13 protein-coding genes and 1 pseudogene are annotated in these 14551 nt (G+C 71.2%); 10 read left to right on the top strand and 4 right to left on the bottom strand.

Translation table 11 applies throughout. The features are described from left to right. Positions 1 to 131 precede the first annotated feature (131 nt). Positions 132 to 1115 (top strand): tyrosine recombinase XerC, encoded by a 984-nt coding sequence (locus tag C3B71_RS09870; RefSeq protein WP_108969792.1) that lies wholly within the window; start codon positions 132 to 134, stop codon positions 1113 to 1115. 63 nt (positions 1116 to 1178) lie between these two features. Here the strand turns inward: C3B71_RS09870 and C3B71_RS16475 are convergent, their stop codons facing one another. Continuing rightward, positions 1179 to 2009, bottom strand: a complete 831-nt coding sequence (locus tag C3B71_RS16475; protein ID WP_234415878.1) for a M23 family metallopeptidase — start codon at positions 2007 to 2009, stop codon at positions 1179 to 1181. Positions 2010 to 2576: 567 nt separating this feature from the next. On the opposite strand from C3B71_RS16475, the gene rpsB reads away from it, so the two are divergent. Together rpsB and tsf are read left to right on the top strand one after the other, a co-directional pair. Further along, positions 2577 to 3488, top strand: coding sequence for a 30S ribosomal protein S2 (rpsB, locus tag C3B71_RS09860; protein ID WP_073332923.1), 912 nt, complete (start codon positions 2577 to 2579; stop codon positions 3486 to 3488). A gap of 50 nt (positions 3489 to 3538) precedes the next feature. Next, complete coding sequence (gene tsf / locus C3B71_RS09855) at positions 3539 to 4378, top strand: translation elongation factor Ts (RefSeq protein WP_073332924.1); 840 nt, start codon at positions 3539 to 3541, stop codon at positions 4376 to 4378. An 81-nt stretch (positions 4379 to 4459) separates the two neighbouring features. Here the strand turns inward: tsf and C3B71_RS09850 are convergent, their stop codons facing one another. From C3B71_RS09850 to C3B71_RS09840, 3 genes are read right to left on the bottom strand one after another with little or no spacing between them, the layout of a single operon-like run. Beyond that, positions 4460 to 4876 (bottom strand): hypothetical protein, encoded by a 417-nt coding sequence (locus C3B71_RS09850; RefSeq protein ID WP_108967779.1) that lies wholly within the window; start codon positions 4874 to 4876, stop codon positions 4460 to 4462. Positions 4877 to 4878: 2 nt separating this feature from the next. Then, positions 4879 to 6507 carry a hypothetical protein gene (locus tag C3B71_RS09845; RefSeq protein WP_108967777.1) on the bottom strand — a complete coding sequence of 543 codons (1629 nt, stop codon included), beginning with the start codon at positions 6505 to 6507 and terminating at the stop codon, positions 4879 to 4881. Then, on the bottom strand, positions 6504 to 7355 hold the full coding sequence (locus C3B71_RS09840; protein ID WP_108967774.1) for an ABC transporter ATP-binding protein: 852 nt from the start codon (positions 7353 to 7355) through the stop codon (positions 6504 to 6506). The genes C3B71_RS09845 and C3B71_RS09840 overlap by 4 nt, the downstream gene beginning before the upstream one ends. Positions 7356 to 7499: 144 nt before the next feature. Between C3B71_RS09840 and pyrH the strand changes: the two genes are divergently transcribed. From pyrH to C3B71_RS09805, 7 genes and pseudogenes are all read left to right on the top strand, one after another. After that, positions 7500 to 8252, top strand: coding sequence for a UMP kinase (gene pyrH / locus C3B71_RS09835; protein ID WP_073332934.1), 753 nt, complete (start codon positions 7500 to 7502; stop codon positions 8250 to 8252). Between the two features lie 121 nt (positions 8253 to 8373). Continuing rightward, positions 8374 to 8931 (top strand): ribosome recycling factor, encoded by a 558-nt coding sequence (gene frr / locus C3B71_RS09830; protein WP_108967771.1) that lies wholly within the window; start codon positions 8374 to 8376, stop codon positions 8929 to 8931. Between the two features lie 51 nt (positions 8932 to 8982). Beyond that, a complete protein-coding gene (locus C3B71_RS09825) occupies positions 8983 to 9912 on the top strand; it encodes a phosphatidate cytidylyltransferase (protein WP_073332940.1) in 930 nt (309 codons plus the stop codon). Between the two features lie 138 nt (positions 9913 to 10050). Continuing rightward, positions 10051 to 11333, top strand: a pseudogene (gene rlmN / locus C3B71_RS09820) (23S rRNA (adenine(2503)-C(2))-methyltransferase RlmN). After that, entirely contained in the window at positions 11330 to 11875 is a 546-nt protein-coding gene (locus tag C3B71_RS09815) for a DivIVA domain-containing protein (RefSeq protein WP_073332945.1), read from the top strand. Before rlmN ends, C3B71_RS09815 begins: the two are co-directional and overlap by 4 nt. An 8-nt stretch (positions 11876 to 11883) precedes the next feature. Continuing rightward, on the top strand, positions 11884 to 13191 hold the full coding sequence (gene dxr / locus C3B71_RS09810) for a 1-deoxy-D-xylulose-5-phosphate reductoisomerase (protein ID WP_108967768.1): 1308 nt from the start codon (positions 11884 to 11886) through the stop codon (positions 13189 to 13191). Between the two features lie 12 nt (positions 13192 to 13203). Next, the gene (locus C3B71_RS09805) at positions 13204 to 14520 is read left to right on the top strand and encodes a M50 family metallopeptidase (RefSeq protein ID WP_073332950.1); all 1317 of its coding nucleotides are present in this window, start codon (positions 13204 to 13206) and stop codon (positions 14518 to 14520) included. Positions 14521 to 14551 lie beyond the last annotated feature (31 nt).

Raw genomic sequence — 14551 nt, 5'->3', positions numbered from 1 at the left:
GTGGCGGCGCTCAAGGGCCGAGCCGCGTCCCACCCACATCCTCAAACCAGAAGAGTCACTAGACTGATGGCGTGCGCGCGGATCCCAAGGCTGGTGAGGCCTCCTCGGCGGCCCCGGCGGTGGGACGACAGATGAGGCCGACGAACGGGAGCAGGTGCGGTACCCGGGCCGGGCTGCTGGACGCGTTCGCCCGCTACCTGGACCTGCAACGCGGCCTGTCGGCGCACACGGTGCGCGCCTACCTCGGCGATCTGGCGGAGCTGCTGACCTTCCTCGGCGTCGGCGAGGGAGACGACGAGCCGGTGGGGCCCGCCCTGGGCAGCCTGGACCTGCCGGACCTGCGCGCCTGGCTGGCCACCATGTCCGCCGACGGCGCCGCCCGTGCGACTCTGGCCCGCCGCGCCGCCGCCTGCCGCACCTTCTCCAACTGGGCCTACCGCAACGGACTGCTGGGGGCCGACGTCGCCGCCCGGCTGCGCTCGCCCCGCGCCGATGCTCGCCTGCCCTCCGTGCTCACCCCCGCCCAGGCCGCCGTCTTGCTGGACGCGGCGGCCGACGCCGTCGCCGCGGCCGGGACGACGGCGGATGGCGGCACCGATGCCGAGCTGGCCAGGGCACTGGCGCTGCGCGACCGGGCGATTCTGGAGATCCTGTACGCCACCGGCGTGCGCGTGTCCGAACTGTGCGCCCTGAACCTGGGGGACGTGGACGCCGCGCGTCGCACCATGCGGGTACTGGGCAAGGGGAACAAGGAACGCACGGTGCCCTACGGCGGCCCCGCCGCCGCGGCCCTGGAGGACTGGGCGGACGCACGCCCCGCCGTAGCCGCCGCCGACGCCGGAGCGGCCCTGTTCCTGGGCGCCCGCGGTCGCCGCATCGGGCCGCGGGCCGTACGCGAGATTGTCCACCGCACGGCCGCCCGCGCCGGCGTGCCCGACCTGGGCCCCCACGGGCTGCGCCACTCGGCCGCCACCCACGTGCTCAGCGGGGGAGCGGACCTGCGCAGCGTGCAGGAACTGCTCGGGCACTCGTCGCTGGCCACGACCCAGCGCTACACGCATGTATCCGCCGAGCGCCTGCGCGCCGTCTACGCCCAGGCCTTCCCACGGGCTTGACGACCCGGCTACCGAGTATGCGACACCGACCCCGCTCGGCCCGGCCGGCAAGTCGGCCTCCAGTCAGCCCAGCGGCTTGAGGCGGATCACCGCGGGCTGAAGCAGGCGCAGCGGGTTGACGTAGGTCTTCGGGCCGGTGCGGGCACCCCAGTGCAGGGCGTCGGCGCCGTCGGCGCGGTGGCCGGATTGCAGCGTGCCGATCACCTGGCCGCGCGCAACCGCCTCGCCGGCCTCGACGCACGGATCCACCGGCTCGTAGGTGGTGCGGATGCCGTCGGCATGGTCGATGGACACCACCGGTCGTCCGGCCACCATCCCCGCGAAGGCGACCGTCCCGTCCGCGGCCGCCAGCACCTGCGAGCCCGCCGCCAGCGCCAGGTCCACGCCGCGGTGCCCGGAGCCCCAGACCACCGCAGGCGGATCGAAATCGGCCAGCACCGTCGTCGCCATGCCCGTCGGCCAGGCGTAGCGCACCCTCGTGGCCACCACCCCCGGCAGCGGCGTGGCGGGTTCCGCCGCCGTCCCGGCCGCGAATGCCTGCAGCGGGTTCGGCTCGCCGCCCCGCCAGGCCATCACCACCTGCCGCGGCACGGTCGCGGACCCCAAGGATGTTGCGTCCACTCCGGAGGCCGGCGCCGGCGACAGGGCGAGGGCGGCGCCGACGGTAAGCGCGGCCCAAGTCGCCGCCAGGCGCCGGGCCCGACGTCGCGCCCCTCCCGGGCGCGGTGGAGGGGGACCGCCGGATGAGACCTCGCCGGGGGAGCGGTCGGCCGGATCCTGGCGGGTGTGCCCGCCCGGGGCCACGGGGGAGTGCCCATCCGTGGCGGTCGTGTTGACGGTAACGGCTGAAGCGGAGGTGCCGACGGCGGTGTCGGCGGCTGTGAAGTTGCTCATGGACACCAGCGTGCGCGGGTACGCACCCGAGCGCACCTGCGGCATGGTCCGCCTGTGGATAACCGATCCGGTTGGATGTCGCCAATCGGACCTGTGGACGCCGGTACGCCAATCCGAAGGTGCCCGCCCCTCCGGCCGAGCGCACCCGCCCACGGACTCACCCCGCTGTGGCCTGCGGATTCGTCCCGTGCCACGAGGCTTGCCCGGCGGCCCCGCCCGCATGATCCGCGCCGGCGCTGTGATAACCTCGCGCCCGCAGCCCCGCGCGGGTTCGGCGGCCTTAGTCGATCCGTTGCGTGGCTGACTTCGCGTGTCCGCGCCCGTTCCGCCGTCGGCGGGGCGGGAACGTCCTTTCGAGCGCCACGGCCGAGGTCCCGCATTGCGTAAGCACGGTGGGTGGCCCGGCGTCGCGGGCACCAGGCCCCATGCCCGGCCTCCGGGCAGCCGCGCCCCGCCCACGGGGCCTCCGGTCAAAGGGGAAAACCACCCATAACCGGGCGCCCCGTCCGCACCGCGGCGGGCCGCCCCTCGACTGCGCGCCCGCCGGGCGTGCCTGAAAGGAACCTCATGGCGATTGTCACCATGCGCCAGCTGCTCGAGAACGGTGTGCACTTCGGCCACCAGACCCGCCGTTGGAACCCCAAGATGAAGCGGTTCATCCTCACCGAGCGCAACGGCATCTACATCATCGACCTGCAGCAGTCGATCGACGGCATCAACACCGCCTACGACTTCGTCAAGGAGACGGTCGCCCGCGGCGGCAACATTCTGTTCGTCGGCACCAAGACCCAGGCCCAGGCCGCCGTGGCCGAGCAGGCCCAGCGCGTCGGCATGCCCTACGTCAACCAGCGCTGGCTGGGCGGCATGCTCACCAACTTCACCACCGTGCGCGGTCGCCTGGACCGCATGAAGGAACTCGAGCAGATCGACTTCGACGACGTGGCCGGCTCCGGCCACACCAAGAAGGAACTGCTCATGATGCGCCGCGAGAAGGACAAGCTGGTCAAGACTCTCGGCGGCATCCGCGACATGGCCAAGCCGCCGGCCGCCATCTGGGTGGTGGACACCAAGAAGGAGCACCTGGCCATCTCCGAGGCACAGAAGCTGGGCATCCCCGTCGTCGCCGTGCTGGACACCAACTGCGACCCCGACGAGGTCACCTACGCCGTCCCCGGTAACGACGACGCCATCCGCTCCGTCGCGCTGCTGACCCGCATCATCGCCGACGCCGTCGCCGACGGGCTCGTGTCGCGCTCCGCCGGCCGCGCCCGCACCGGTGAGGAGGCGGAGGTCCCCGCCGCCGAGGCCGAGCCGCTGCCCGAGTGGGAGGCCCAGCTGCTGGCCGGTGCCGAGGCCGAGGCCGCCCCGAGCGAAGAGTCGGTCACCGAGGCTGCCGCTGAGTCGGCCACCGAGGCCGTCCAGAGTGAGGCTCCGGTGGCTCCTTCGGATAGCGAGCCTGCTCCCGCCGAGCAGGCCTGAGTCCAGTAGCCGCCCGTTCACTCCAATCTCAGCAATTTCAGGAGATATCCATGCCCAACTACACCACCGCTGACATCAAGGCGCTGCGCGAGAAGACCGGCGCCGGCATGCTCGACGTCAAGAAGGCGCTCGACGAGGCGAACGGTGACGCCGAGAAGGCCATCGAGATCATCCGCGTCAAGGGCCTGAAGGGCATCGCCAAGCGCGAGGGCCGCTCCGCCTCCGCCGGCCTGATCGCCGCCAAGGTGGTCGACACCGACGACGCTCAGGTGGGCGTCCTGGTGGAGATCAACTCCGAGACCGACTTCGTCGCCAAGAACGAGAAGTTCATCGAGTTCGCCGACAAGGTCCTCACTGCCGCCATCGACTCCGGTGCCGAGACCGCCGAGGCGCTGGCCGAGGTCGCCGTCGACGGCACCACCGTCAAGGAGCTCACCGACTCCATGCAGGCCGTCATCGGCGAGAAGATCGTCGTGCGCCGCGTCGGCCGCCTGGCCGCCGACCACGTCGAGCTGTACCTGCACCGCACCAACCCCGACCTGCCCGCGCAGGTGGGGGTGCTGGTCGGCACCGACGCCAAGGCCGCCGAGGTCGCCCACGACGTCGCCATGCACGTGGCCGCCTACTCCCCGCTGTACCTGGACCGCGACTCCGTCCCGGCCGAGACCGTGGAGAAGGAGCGCGCCATCGCCGAGGAGACGACCCGCGCCGAGGGTAAGCCCGAGAAGGCCATCCCGAAGATCGTCGAGGGCCGTATGAACGGCTTCTACAAGGAGAACTGCCTGGTGGACCAGGCCTACGCCAAGGACCCCAAGACCACGGTCGGCAAGGTCATCACGGCCACCGGCGGCAAGCTGAACGGCTTCGTCCGCTTCCGCGTCGGCGCCTGAGCTGACGCGATCAAGCACCGGGGTCCCCGTGAGCGCATGCTCGCGGGGACCCCGTGTTATATCTCGGGTGCTTACGGGCGCTCAGGTCACCAGTATTTCGACGAGCCGGTTCCAACTGGTGCCGTGGGCAACGAGGTACTCATTCAGGCGGGCGTCGTCCTGCTCCAGTGCGGCCGCCGCCAGATGACGCGCGGAGACATCGGAGTCGACCGCCAGCGCGACCGCCCGCACCGAGGCCGCCTTGGCGCGGTCGTCGAAGCCGATCGGCCGGGGCAGTAGCCGCCCCAGGCCGCGGCGGGGAGCGTCGGCGGTCGCCTCCTGCACCAACTCCTCCCAGCTCAGTTGGTGGGGCGTGCCGACGAGCGCCTCCACCTCGGGGCTGGTGCGGAGCGCGGCGACGAACACATCCAGGGGCTCGGCGTTGCCTGCCCCCCGTTCCTTCGCCACCGCGCGGGCGTCCTTGAGCACCGTCTTGGCGCTCTCGTCCATTCCTGCCATGATCATTCCTCCGTTTCGGCGGGACTTTGAGTGGTTGTGTTGAGGTGTTTGGCGGCCGTCCGGCTGTCAATGCGTACCGCGTACCGCGAGGCGGACCAGCTTGCGAGGGCGATGTGCAGCAGTGCCCACGAGGCCAATGCGGTGGCCCCGACTTGAGCGGCGATTGCCACAAACCCGGGTGCCAATGCTGCCGTGCCCTGGCCGACGGCGAGGACCAGCGGCCCTCCGAGGGCGGCAAGCCCGCCGACGCCGCTGGTCAGGTGGTTCGAAATGCCTCGCGCTGCTAGGAGCGCGGCGGACACGGAACACGCCGCGGCGAACAGCGGCCAGGTGAATGCGCAACCGAGTGCGATGGCCACGGCACCGCCGGGCAGGCGAGCCTGGGCGCCGCCGAGGACGGTCAGCAGGCAGATCAGGCACGTTTGTAATGCGGGCAACAGACAGCTCCACGCACCCACGTACAGTGCGTTACAGCGGGTACTGCTCGCCGCAGAGAACAGGGGGTAGCGTGCTTCCGCTAGGGCGCCGTCCAGCGCGCATGAGGAAGCTGCAAATCCGCCTACGATCAGGAACGCGATTGGCCACCACTCCGGGAGCAGCCAACCGATCAGCCGGCCGACCCCATAGGCCGCCAGCGCCTCGAATACGAGGACCCTGCCGGAATGGCGGCGTCCCGCCTCCCACCACTGGCGGATTACTAAGGCGGCCGCCCCACGGACGACGGCGGGCATGTTCCCGCTGGACGCATGTGCCGGGCGCATAAGGGCCAATGCCGCCGAGGCGTCCCGACTCTCGGCCAGGTCGAGGATTGCGGCCAGCTGGTACGCGGGTGCCGCCCACAGCGGAGTCAGCCCGGGCGCCACCGCGATCACCACCGCGTAGATCAAGGCGGCGGCAGCGGCGAGCAGTATGGCCGATCGCCAGTGCCCGGTCAGCGTCATGAAGATGTCGCCCAGCAGGTTCAGTGCCCTCACCCCCTGTTCCGACACGCGGGCGAGCACACTGCATACCAATACTGTCGTCGGACTCCACCATGCCAGGGTCAGGAGCGGGCGCGTGCGGGGAAAAGCCCACGTTGCGCAGCCGCAGGCCAAGCGCGCGCTGGTCATCCAGACTCCGAGACTGCTCAGGACTGTCCACAAACACAGGCGCGACTCCAGTTCCGCCCACTGCGTGGGGGCCACCCCGGAGAGTACGGCGGCCAGGTACAGGCCGCCGATTACGGAGGCCGACAGACGGGCGAGAATGCCCGCGGTTAGTGATACGCGAATCAAGGAGCCGGAGTCCACAACGCCGATATCACCGGTGCCCAGAATGACGGGAGGCCGGGCGACTGAATGGGTGCCCCAGACCGTGAGGGCACCGACCAGTACGGCGCCGAGCACATCTCGCAGCAGCCAGTCGGGGATGGCAGATGCGCGCCCGGATGGGGGCGCTACCAGGATCCAAAGCAACCGGCCGCTGACGACCACCACGGCGATACCAGCAAGACGCCCCGGCCAGCTCTTAAGCAGTCCGACCGCCTTGTGTCGAACGCCGCGCAGACGGGCCTCCAGCAGTACCAGTACCAGTCGCGAGACGTGCTGTCGGGCACGCTGGCGCGCGGCGGTGGGAACAACGTCGGCGGTCATGGACTCGTCCCGTCGAATTCGGCCAGCCGGGGTCGGGAATCGGAGCGGCGGCTGACGGCGGCGAAGGCGGCCTCGAAGGCAGTCTTGTCGGGGGAGGGCTCGCCGAGACGCACGAACTGGGTGGGCGTGCCGGAGAACACGAGCTCACCGTGGTCCAGGACCAACAGCTCGTCGGCTACCCGCTCGGCGATGTCCAGCCGATGCGTCGACACCAGCACGCAGCACCCCTGGTCGCGCAACTGCTCCACCAGCGACATGAGCATCTCCTGGCCCGCCGGATCGAGCCCATCGAAGGGCTCATCCAGGACGAGGACTCGCGCGCCCTGGCGCACCGCGCAGGCGAGCATCAGCCGCTTCTTCAACCCCTTCGAGAGTTTGCTGGCCAGCAGGTCCGCGTGCTCATCAAGTCCCAGCGCCTTCAGAAACTGTTCCTCCTGCGCCCGGCTGAACCGGCTGAGGCCGAACAACGCCTCCACCAGCCGCAGATGCTCGCGCACAGTCAATAGCGGGTATACCAGCGAAGAGTCGGGAACGTATCCGACAGTGCGGTCCGCGAGCGCGCCGTCCTCCGGCAGCACGATGCGAGCACTCCCGCGGCTGATGGACTCGTGTCCGACGAGGATCCGCATAAGCGTGGTCTTGCCCGCCCCATTGGGGCCGAGGAGGCAGGTGATGGCGCCGTAGCGGACATCCAGGGTGACCTCGTTCAGAACCGTGGGCCCGCCGAAGCGTTTGCTCAGCGCGCGTACCTCGATAGCGTTGGCGTCAGTGTCTTGGCACGTCGTCCTGTCGGTCAGGTGCCGACATTCCTCCGGGGATGACGCCTCGCTGAGTCTGAATCCGAACACGGCTGCTCACCCCGTCGATATACGCTTCGTCACTCCCTGACTCTATCGTTACCTCCGGCGCGGAACCACCCTGTGCAGGTAGGCTGTGCGCAGCGCCCGCATCGAAGCCGCTGAACCGTCCGCACCCAGCAGGAGGCACCACGCATGAGCGAGTCCCCGGACCGCGACGACCGCATCGCCCACGGCACCCATCCCCGGCGGGTGCTATTGAAGCTCTCCGGTGAGGTCTTCGGCGGTGGGGCGGTCGGCCTGGATGCCGACGTCGTCGCCGACGCCGCCCAGCAGATCGCCACCGCCATCAAGCAGGGCGTGCAGGTAGCCATCGTGGTCGGCGGCGGCAATTTCTTCCGCGGCGCAGAACTGTCCGCCCGGGGTATGGATCGCGCCCGGGCCGACTATATGGGCATGCTCGGCACGGTGATGAACGCGCTCGCCCTGCAGGACTTCATCGAGAAGGCCGGTGTACCCGCCCGGGTCCAGTCCGCCATCACCATGACCCAGGTCGCCGAGCCCTACATTCCCCTGCGCGCCATCCGCCACATGGAGAAGGGCCGCGCCGTCATTTTCGGCGCCGGCGCCGGCATGCCCTACTTCTCCACCGACACCGTCGCCGCCCAGCGCGCCCTGGAGACTCACTGCGACGAGCTGCTGGTCGGCAAGAACGGGGTCGACGGCGTGTACACCGCGGACCCGCGCCGCGACCCCGAGGCCGTCAAGCTCGACCGCCTCACCTATGCGCGCGCCCTGGCAGACGGGCTGCAGGTCGCCGACGCCTCCGCCTTCGCCCTCAGCCGCGACAACGCCCTGACCATGCGCGTGTTCGGCATGGGGGAGCCCGGCAACATCACCCGCGCCCTGCTGGGGGAGGACATCGGCACCCTCGTCACCCGCGACTAGCCTCCGGCCGCGCCATCCGCGCGGCGCCCTCCGCGCTCGGCCGTACGGGCGAACGCGCCAAAGGCTGAACCACAGCCGACCGACAGCCCATCAACACTGCTAACAACCGAAGGAACCAACCATGATCGACGACGTCATGCTCGATGCCGAGGACAAGATGGACAAGGCCCTCGACGCCGGCAAGCACGAACTCGCCGCCATCCGCACCGGCCGCGCCAACCCGTCCATGTTCAACGGAATCGTGGTCGACTACTACGGGGCGCCCACGCCCCTGCAGCAGCTCGCCTCCATCACCATTCCCGAGGCCCGTTCCGTGATCGTCAGCCCCTACGACCGCGGCGCCATGAAGGAGATCGTCACCGCGATCCGCGAGTCCGACCTGGGCGTGAACCCCACCGACGACGGCACCGTCATCCGCGTGACCCTGCCCGTGCTGACCGAGGAGCGTCGCCGCGACTACGTCAAGCTCGCCCGCTCCCGCGCGGAGGAGTCCCGCGTGCAGGTGCGCGGTGTGCGCGCCAAGGCCAAGAAGGAGCTGGAGGCCATCAAGCGCGACGGCGAGGCCGGCGAGGACGACGTCAAGCGCGCCGAGGCGGAGCTGGACGCCCTGACCAAGCGCTACGTCGAGCAGATCGACGCCGCCCTGGCCACCAAGGAGTCCGAGCTCCTCGAGGTCTGAGCCCCGCCTCGCACCCCGAACCGCACCAGTACGCCGCCCACCGTGAGCCTGTTGTCCACCCTGCTCGCCCCGCCGCCGACGCGCAACCGCGCCCCCCTGCCCGCCACCGGGCGGGCGGGACGCAACCTGCCCGCCGCCGTCGGGGTCGCCGTCGTCCTGATCGGGGCGATCCTGGCCTCGCTGGTCTTCAACAAGATCGTGTTCGTCGGCGTGGTGGTCGTGGCCGTGTGCGGAGCCCTGTGGGAACTGGCCGGTGCCTTCGCCCGCAAGGGCATCCGACTGCCGCTGGCCCCGCTTTGGATCGGCACCCTCGGGGTGGCGGTGTGCGCCTGGCGGGCGGGCGCGGAGGCCGCCCTGGGCGCCTACATCGCCACCGCCGGCGCCTGCGTGGTTTGGTGCTTCCTGGATCAGGCGGAGGCCGAGTCCGGCACCGCCCTGGAAGAGGCCGGCCATGATGTGCTGCGCACCGAGGCCCACGACGCCGTGCGTCGCTCCCGCTCCGTGAACGCCTCCGCCTCCGTGTTCGCCGCCACCTACCTGCCCTTCCTCGCCGGGTTCGCCGTGCTGCTGGTCGCCCAGACGCACGGGGTCGGCAAGGTCCTGACCCTGATCGCCCTGCCGGTCGCCAACGACACCGGCGGCTGGCTGGCCGGCATCAACTTCGGCAGGCATCCCATGGCGCCGAGCGTGTCGCCGAAGAAGTCCTGGGAGGGCTTCGCCGGCTCCCTGCTGGCCGCCGTCGGCGCCGGCGCGGTCTGCCTGTGGGCGTTGGACGGGCCGGTGTGGGCGGGCGCGCTGCTGGGCGCCACCGTGGTGGTCATCTCGACGCTGGGCGACCTGGGGGAGTCCCTGCTCAAGCGCGACCTCGGACTGAAGGACATGGGCACCCTCCTGCCCGGCCACGGCGGTCTCATGGACCGGCTCGACTCCATCCTGGTGGCCGCCCCGGTGGTCTACGTATTCAGCCTCCTGGTCGGGTGACCCGGCGATGCACCAGATGCGGCGCCGTCGCCCCGGGACTGTGACCGACGCCGTGGCAGTGGCGGCTTGGCACGAGTACGCTGCCGCTTCGGCCGCTCGTGTCCGCGAACGCGCTCGACTCTCACAAACGGAAGGATCATGGCCCCAGTGAGCAGCACCTCCGCCGTCATCCGCGCACGCGGCCCACGTGCCGGGGCCGCCCGTACGGCCACGCCGCGCCGCGACTCCGACCGCGTCCAGGTGCTGCCCACCGATCAGCCGCCCGAGGGCGCCACCAGCCCCGACGCTCGCCCCCGCCTGTCCTTCGCCGTTCCCCGCGCCCGTGGCAAGGCCCCCGGCACCTGGCCGACCTGGACCTGGCCGGCCGCAAGCAGGCACTGCGGGAGGCCGGTCTGCCCGCCTTCCGCGCCGACCAGCTCTCACGCCACTACTTCACTCACTTCACCCGCGACGCCGCCGACATGACGGACCTGCCCGCCGCCCAGCGCGAGCAACTGTGCGCCGAACTGCTGCCCGACCTGATCCACGAGGTGCGTGCCCTGCGCGCCGACGGCGGCCGCACCATCAAACACCTGTGGGAGCTTTACGACGGCGTGCGCGTGGAGTCGGTGCTCATGCGCTATCGGGACCGCACCACCCTGTGCGTCTCCTCCCAGGCCGGCTGCGGCATGGCCTGTCCCTTCTGCGCCACCGGCCAGATGGGGCTGACCCGGAACCTGTCCACCGGGGAGATCATCGAGCAGATTCGTCACGCCGCCGCCCTGTCCGAGGCCGGCGGTCTGGCCGGTGGCCCCGCCCGCCTGTCCAACGTCGTGTTCATGGGCATGGGCGAGCCGATGGTCAACTACAAGAACGTGGTGGCGGCCCTGCACCGAATCATCGACCCCGCCCCGGAGGGCTTCGGCCTGTCCGCCCGCGGCGTCACCGTCTCCACCGTGGGCCTGGTTCCGCTGATCCGCAAGCTCGCCGGTGAGGGCCTGCCGGTCACCCTGGCCGTCTCCCTGCACGCCCCCGACGACGAACTGCGCGACGCCCTCATTCCCGTCAACTCCAAGTGGAAGGTCGGCGAGCTGCTGGACGCCGCCCACGACTACTTCGAGGCCACAGGCCGGCGCGTCTCCATCGAGTACGCCCTGATCAAGGACATGAACGACCACGCCTGGCGCGCGCAGCTGCTGGCCGACGAGCTCAACCGCCGCGGCCACGGCTGGGCCCACGTGAATCCCATTCCCCTGAACCCCACCCCCGGCTCCATCTGGACCTGCTCCGAGCAGGAGGTCCAGGAACGTTTCGTCGACACGCTCCGGCGTGCCGGCATCACCACCACGGTGCGAGACACTCGTGGCAGCGACATTGACGGCGCCTGCGGCCAGTTGGCCACCGAGGTGCTCAAGCAGGAAAGGGCGGCGCACACGCGATGAGCGACATGTTCCCCAGGGTCGGCATGCTTAAGCAGGGCTACCGCGTCGAGCAGGTGGACGGCTACTTCGAGACCGCCCACGAGATCTACGACGCCGGCGAACTGGCCGAGATGGACTCCGAGGGGGTGCGCACCGTCGCCTTCGACATCGTCCACGGCGGCTACCGGCCCGACGCCGTCGACGCCGCGCTGGACCGGCTCGAGGCCGCCTTCCTGCAGCGCCGCCGCGCCGAGTACGTGGCCACCAACGGCCGCAAGGCCTGGATGGACCAGGTGGCCCAGTTGGCCACCACCCTGTACCCGCGGCTGCTGCGCCCGGCCGGTGAGCGCTTCGCCCCCGCCGCCCGGCGGGGGTACGAAAAGGAGGCCGTCGACGCCCTCATGGACCGCATTGCCGCCTACTTCGACTCCGACGGCGCCCTGACCTCCACCCAGGTGCGTGCCGCCGTCTTCCCCGCCGCCCGCGGGGACAAGGCCTATGACGAGGCCAGCGTCGACCGCTTTCTCGCCCGGACCGTCGAGGTCCTGCTGTCGGTGGAGTAGGGCACACCATGACCGCAACCGCTTCGGGTGATCCCGCGCGCGCCGTCGTCCTGCTCGGCTCCACCGGTTCCATCGGCACCCAGGCCCTCGAGGTCATCGACCACCTGGCCGCCCACCCCGGCGCCCCGGGTGAACCCGGCCGGGTCCCGGCGCCGCGCGTGTCCGGTTTGGCCGCCGGCGGCGGCCGCCTGGAACTGCTGGCCGAGCAGGCTGTCGCCCACCGCGTGCCCCGCCTGGCGGTGTCCGCCTCCGCCGGCGACGTCGTACCCCGGCTGCGCGCGGCCCTCGCCGACGCCGCCGCCCGTGCGGGCCGGCCCGACCCCGTCACCGCGATCCTCTCCGGCCCCGACGCCGCCACCGAGCTGATTCAGGCCGCCGGCGTGGGGGAGGGGGACGTGGTCCTCAACGGGATCACCGGCTCGGTCGGCCTGGCACCCACCCTGGCCGCCCTGCGCTCCGGCGCCACCCTCGCGCTGGCCAACAAGGAGTCCCTGGTGGTCGGCGGTGCCCTGGTCAAGCGCGCCCTGCGCCGTCCCGGACAGGTCGTGCCCGTCGACTCCGAGCACTCGGCCATCGCCCAGGCCCTGCGCGCCGGCGTCCACGAGAAGGGGCTGACCAGCCCCGACGTCACCGGCCGCAGCGAAGTGCGACGGCTGATCCTGACCGCCTCCGGCGGGCCCTTCCGCGGCCGTACCCGCGCCGAACTCGCGGGCGTCACCGCCGCCCAGGCCCTGAACCACCCCACCTGGGCGATGGGCCCCGTGGTCACCGTCAACTCCTCCACCCTGGTCAACAAGGGGCTGGAGCTGATCGAGGCGCACCTGCTGTTCGACGTCGACCCCGCCGACATTACCGTGGCCGTACACCCCCAGTCCGTGGTCCACTCCATGGTCGAGTTCATCGACGGCGCCACCATCGCCCAGGCCTCCCCGCCGGACATGCGCCTGCCGATCGCGTTGGGCCTGACCTGGCCGCACCGCCCCGACCTGGCCGGCCTGGTCCGGCCCCAGCCCTGGACCGATCCCACCGCCTGGGCCTTCGAGCCGCTCGACGCCGATACCTTCCCGGCCGTGGACCTGGCCCGCGCCGCCGTGGCCGCCTCACCCACCCACCCGGCCGTCTTCAACGCTGCCAACGAGCAGGCCGTCGCCGCCTTCCTGGACGGGCGCCTGCGCTGGCTGGACATCGTCGCCATCGACGCCGCCGTGCTGGAGGCCCACACCGGGCACGCCGACCCCGGCCTCGATGACGTGCTGGCCGCCGACGCCTGGGCGCGCGCCCGCGCCGACGAGCTGATCGCCGCCCGTACCCGCTGACCAGGAGACCCCTTGAGCCACACCCTTGCCTACATCCTGGGCATCGTCATCCTCATCATCGGCATCGGCCTGTCCGTCGCCCTGCACGAGTTGGGCCACATGCTGCCCGCCAAACACTTCGGCGTGAAGGTACCCGAGTACTTCATCGGCTTCGGCCCCAAGCTGTGGTCCACCCGCCGCGGTGAGACCGAGTACGGCATCAAGGCCATCTGGCTGGGCGGCTACGTGCGCCTGCTGGGCATGCTGCCGCCCGCCCGCCCCGGCCACCCGGACAAGCCCGGCTCCATGGTCGCCGAGGCGCGCGCGGAGTCCCTGGACGAGCTTGGCCCCGACGAGCAGGACCGCGCCTTCTACCGCCTGAGCGTCCCGAAGAAGCTGCTGGTCATGGCCGGCGGCATCCTCACCAACCTCGCCCTGGGCGTCATCTGCCTGACCGTCGCCCTGGGGGTGATCGGGCAGCCCGCCTACACCGCCACCCTCGCGTCGGTGTCCGAATGCGTCTCCTCCGACATCGACGCCGGCGCCGCGTGCACCGACGCCGACCCCACCTCCCCGGCCGCCGCGGCCGGATTGCAGGTAGGCGACACGATCGTGTCCTGGGACGGTGAGCCCACCGCCACCTGGGCCGAGGTGCAGGCGGCCATCGCCGCCTCCGGCACCGAGCCGGCCGACGTCGTCGTCGAGCGCGATGGGCAGGCGCTGACCCTGACCATCACGGCCGTGGAGGTGCCCCGCACCGTCTACGACGCCGAGGGCAACCCCGCCACCGACGCCTCCGGAGAGGTGATTACCGAGCCGCGCCCGTATGTGGGCATCGGCCCCTCGCTGGGAACGGTGCGCACCCCGGCCGGGGAGATCCCGCGGGTGGTGGGTGACGCAGTCGGACAGACCCTGAAGGCGATCGTGACCCTGCCGGCGGGCCTGTACCACGCCGTCGCCGCCGGACTGGGCCTGGAGGAGCGCAACGCCGAGGGCCTGGTCAGCCTGGTCGGGGTGGGGCGCATCGCCGGGGAGGTGTCCAGCGCTGGCACCGGCACGGATATGGGTCTGCCCTTCTCGGTGCGCCTGTTCTCCATGCTCAGCCTGCTCGGCTCGCTGAATCTGGCCCTGTTCGCCTTCAACCTCATTCCGCTGCTGCCGCTGGATGGCGGGCACGTCGCCGGCGCCTGCTGGGAGGGCATCCGTCGCCTGTGGGCCCGCGCTCACGGCAACCCCGATCCCGGCTACGCCGATACCGCCAGGATGCTGCCGGTCGGGCAGGTCGTCTTCTACCTGCTGATTCTCATGGCCGTGCTACTCATCTGGGTTGACATCGTCGCGCCCATTTGAGCGGTGGGCGGCGCGGGCTGCGGAAACGCCG

Source organism: Actinomyces sp. Z16, assembly GCF_003111765.1.
Taxonomy (GTDB): domain Bacteria; phylum Actinomycetota; class Actinomycetes; order Actinomycetales; family Actinomycetaceae; genus Actinomyces; species Actinomyces glycerinitolerans.
This window is presented reverse-complemented; position numbering and strand designations above follow the sequence as displayed.

Coding starts and splice junctions, on each gene's coding strand:
- C3B71_RS09870 (WP_108969792.1), top strand. CDS start 132: ATGAGGCCGACGAACGGGAGCAGGTGCGGTACCCGGGCCGGGCTGCTG.
- C3B71_RS16475 (WP_234415878.1), bottom strand. CDS start 2,009: ATGAGCAACTTCACAGCCGCCGACACCGCCGTCGGCACCTCCGCTTCA.
- rpsB (WP_073332923.1), top strand. CDS start 2,577: ATGGCGATTGTCACCATGCGCCAGCTGCTCGAGAACGGTGTGCACTTC.
- tsf (WP_073332924.1), top strand. CDS start 3,539: ATGCCCAACTACACCACCGCTGACATCAAGGCGCTGCGCGAGAAGACC.
- C3B71_RS09850 (WP_108967779.1), bottom strand. CDS start 4,876: ATGGCAGGAATGGACGAGAGCGCCAAGACGGTGCTCAAGGACGCCCGC.
- C3B71_RS09845 (WP_108967777.1), bottom strand. CDS start 6,507: ATGACCGCCGACGTTGTTCCCACCGCCGCGCGCCAGCGTGCCCGACAG.
- pyrH (WP_073332934.1), top strand. CDS start 7,500: ATGAGCGAGTCCCCGGACCGCGACGACCGCATCGCCCACGGCACCCAT.
- frr (WP_108967771.1), top strand. CDS start 8,374: ATGATCGACGACGTCATGCTCGATGCCGAGGACAAGATGGACAAGGCC.
- C3B71_RS09815 (WP_073332945.1), top strand. CDS start 11,330: ATGAGCGACATGTTCCCCAGGGTCGGCATGCTTAAGCAGGGCTACCGC.
- dxr (WP_108967768.1), top strand. CDS start 11,884: ATGACCGCAACCGCTTCGGGTGATCCCGCGCGCGCCGTCGTCCTGCTC.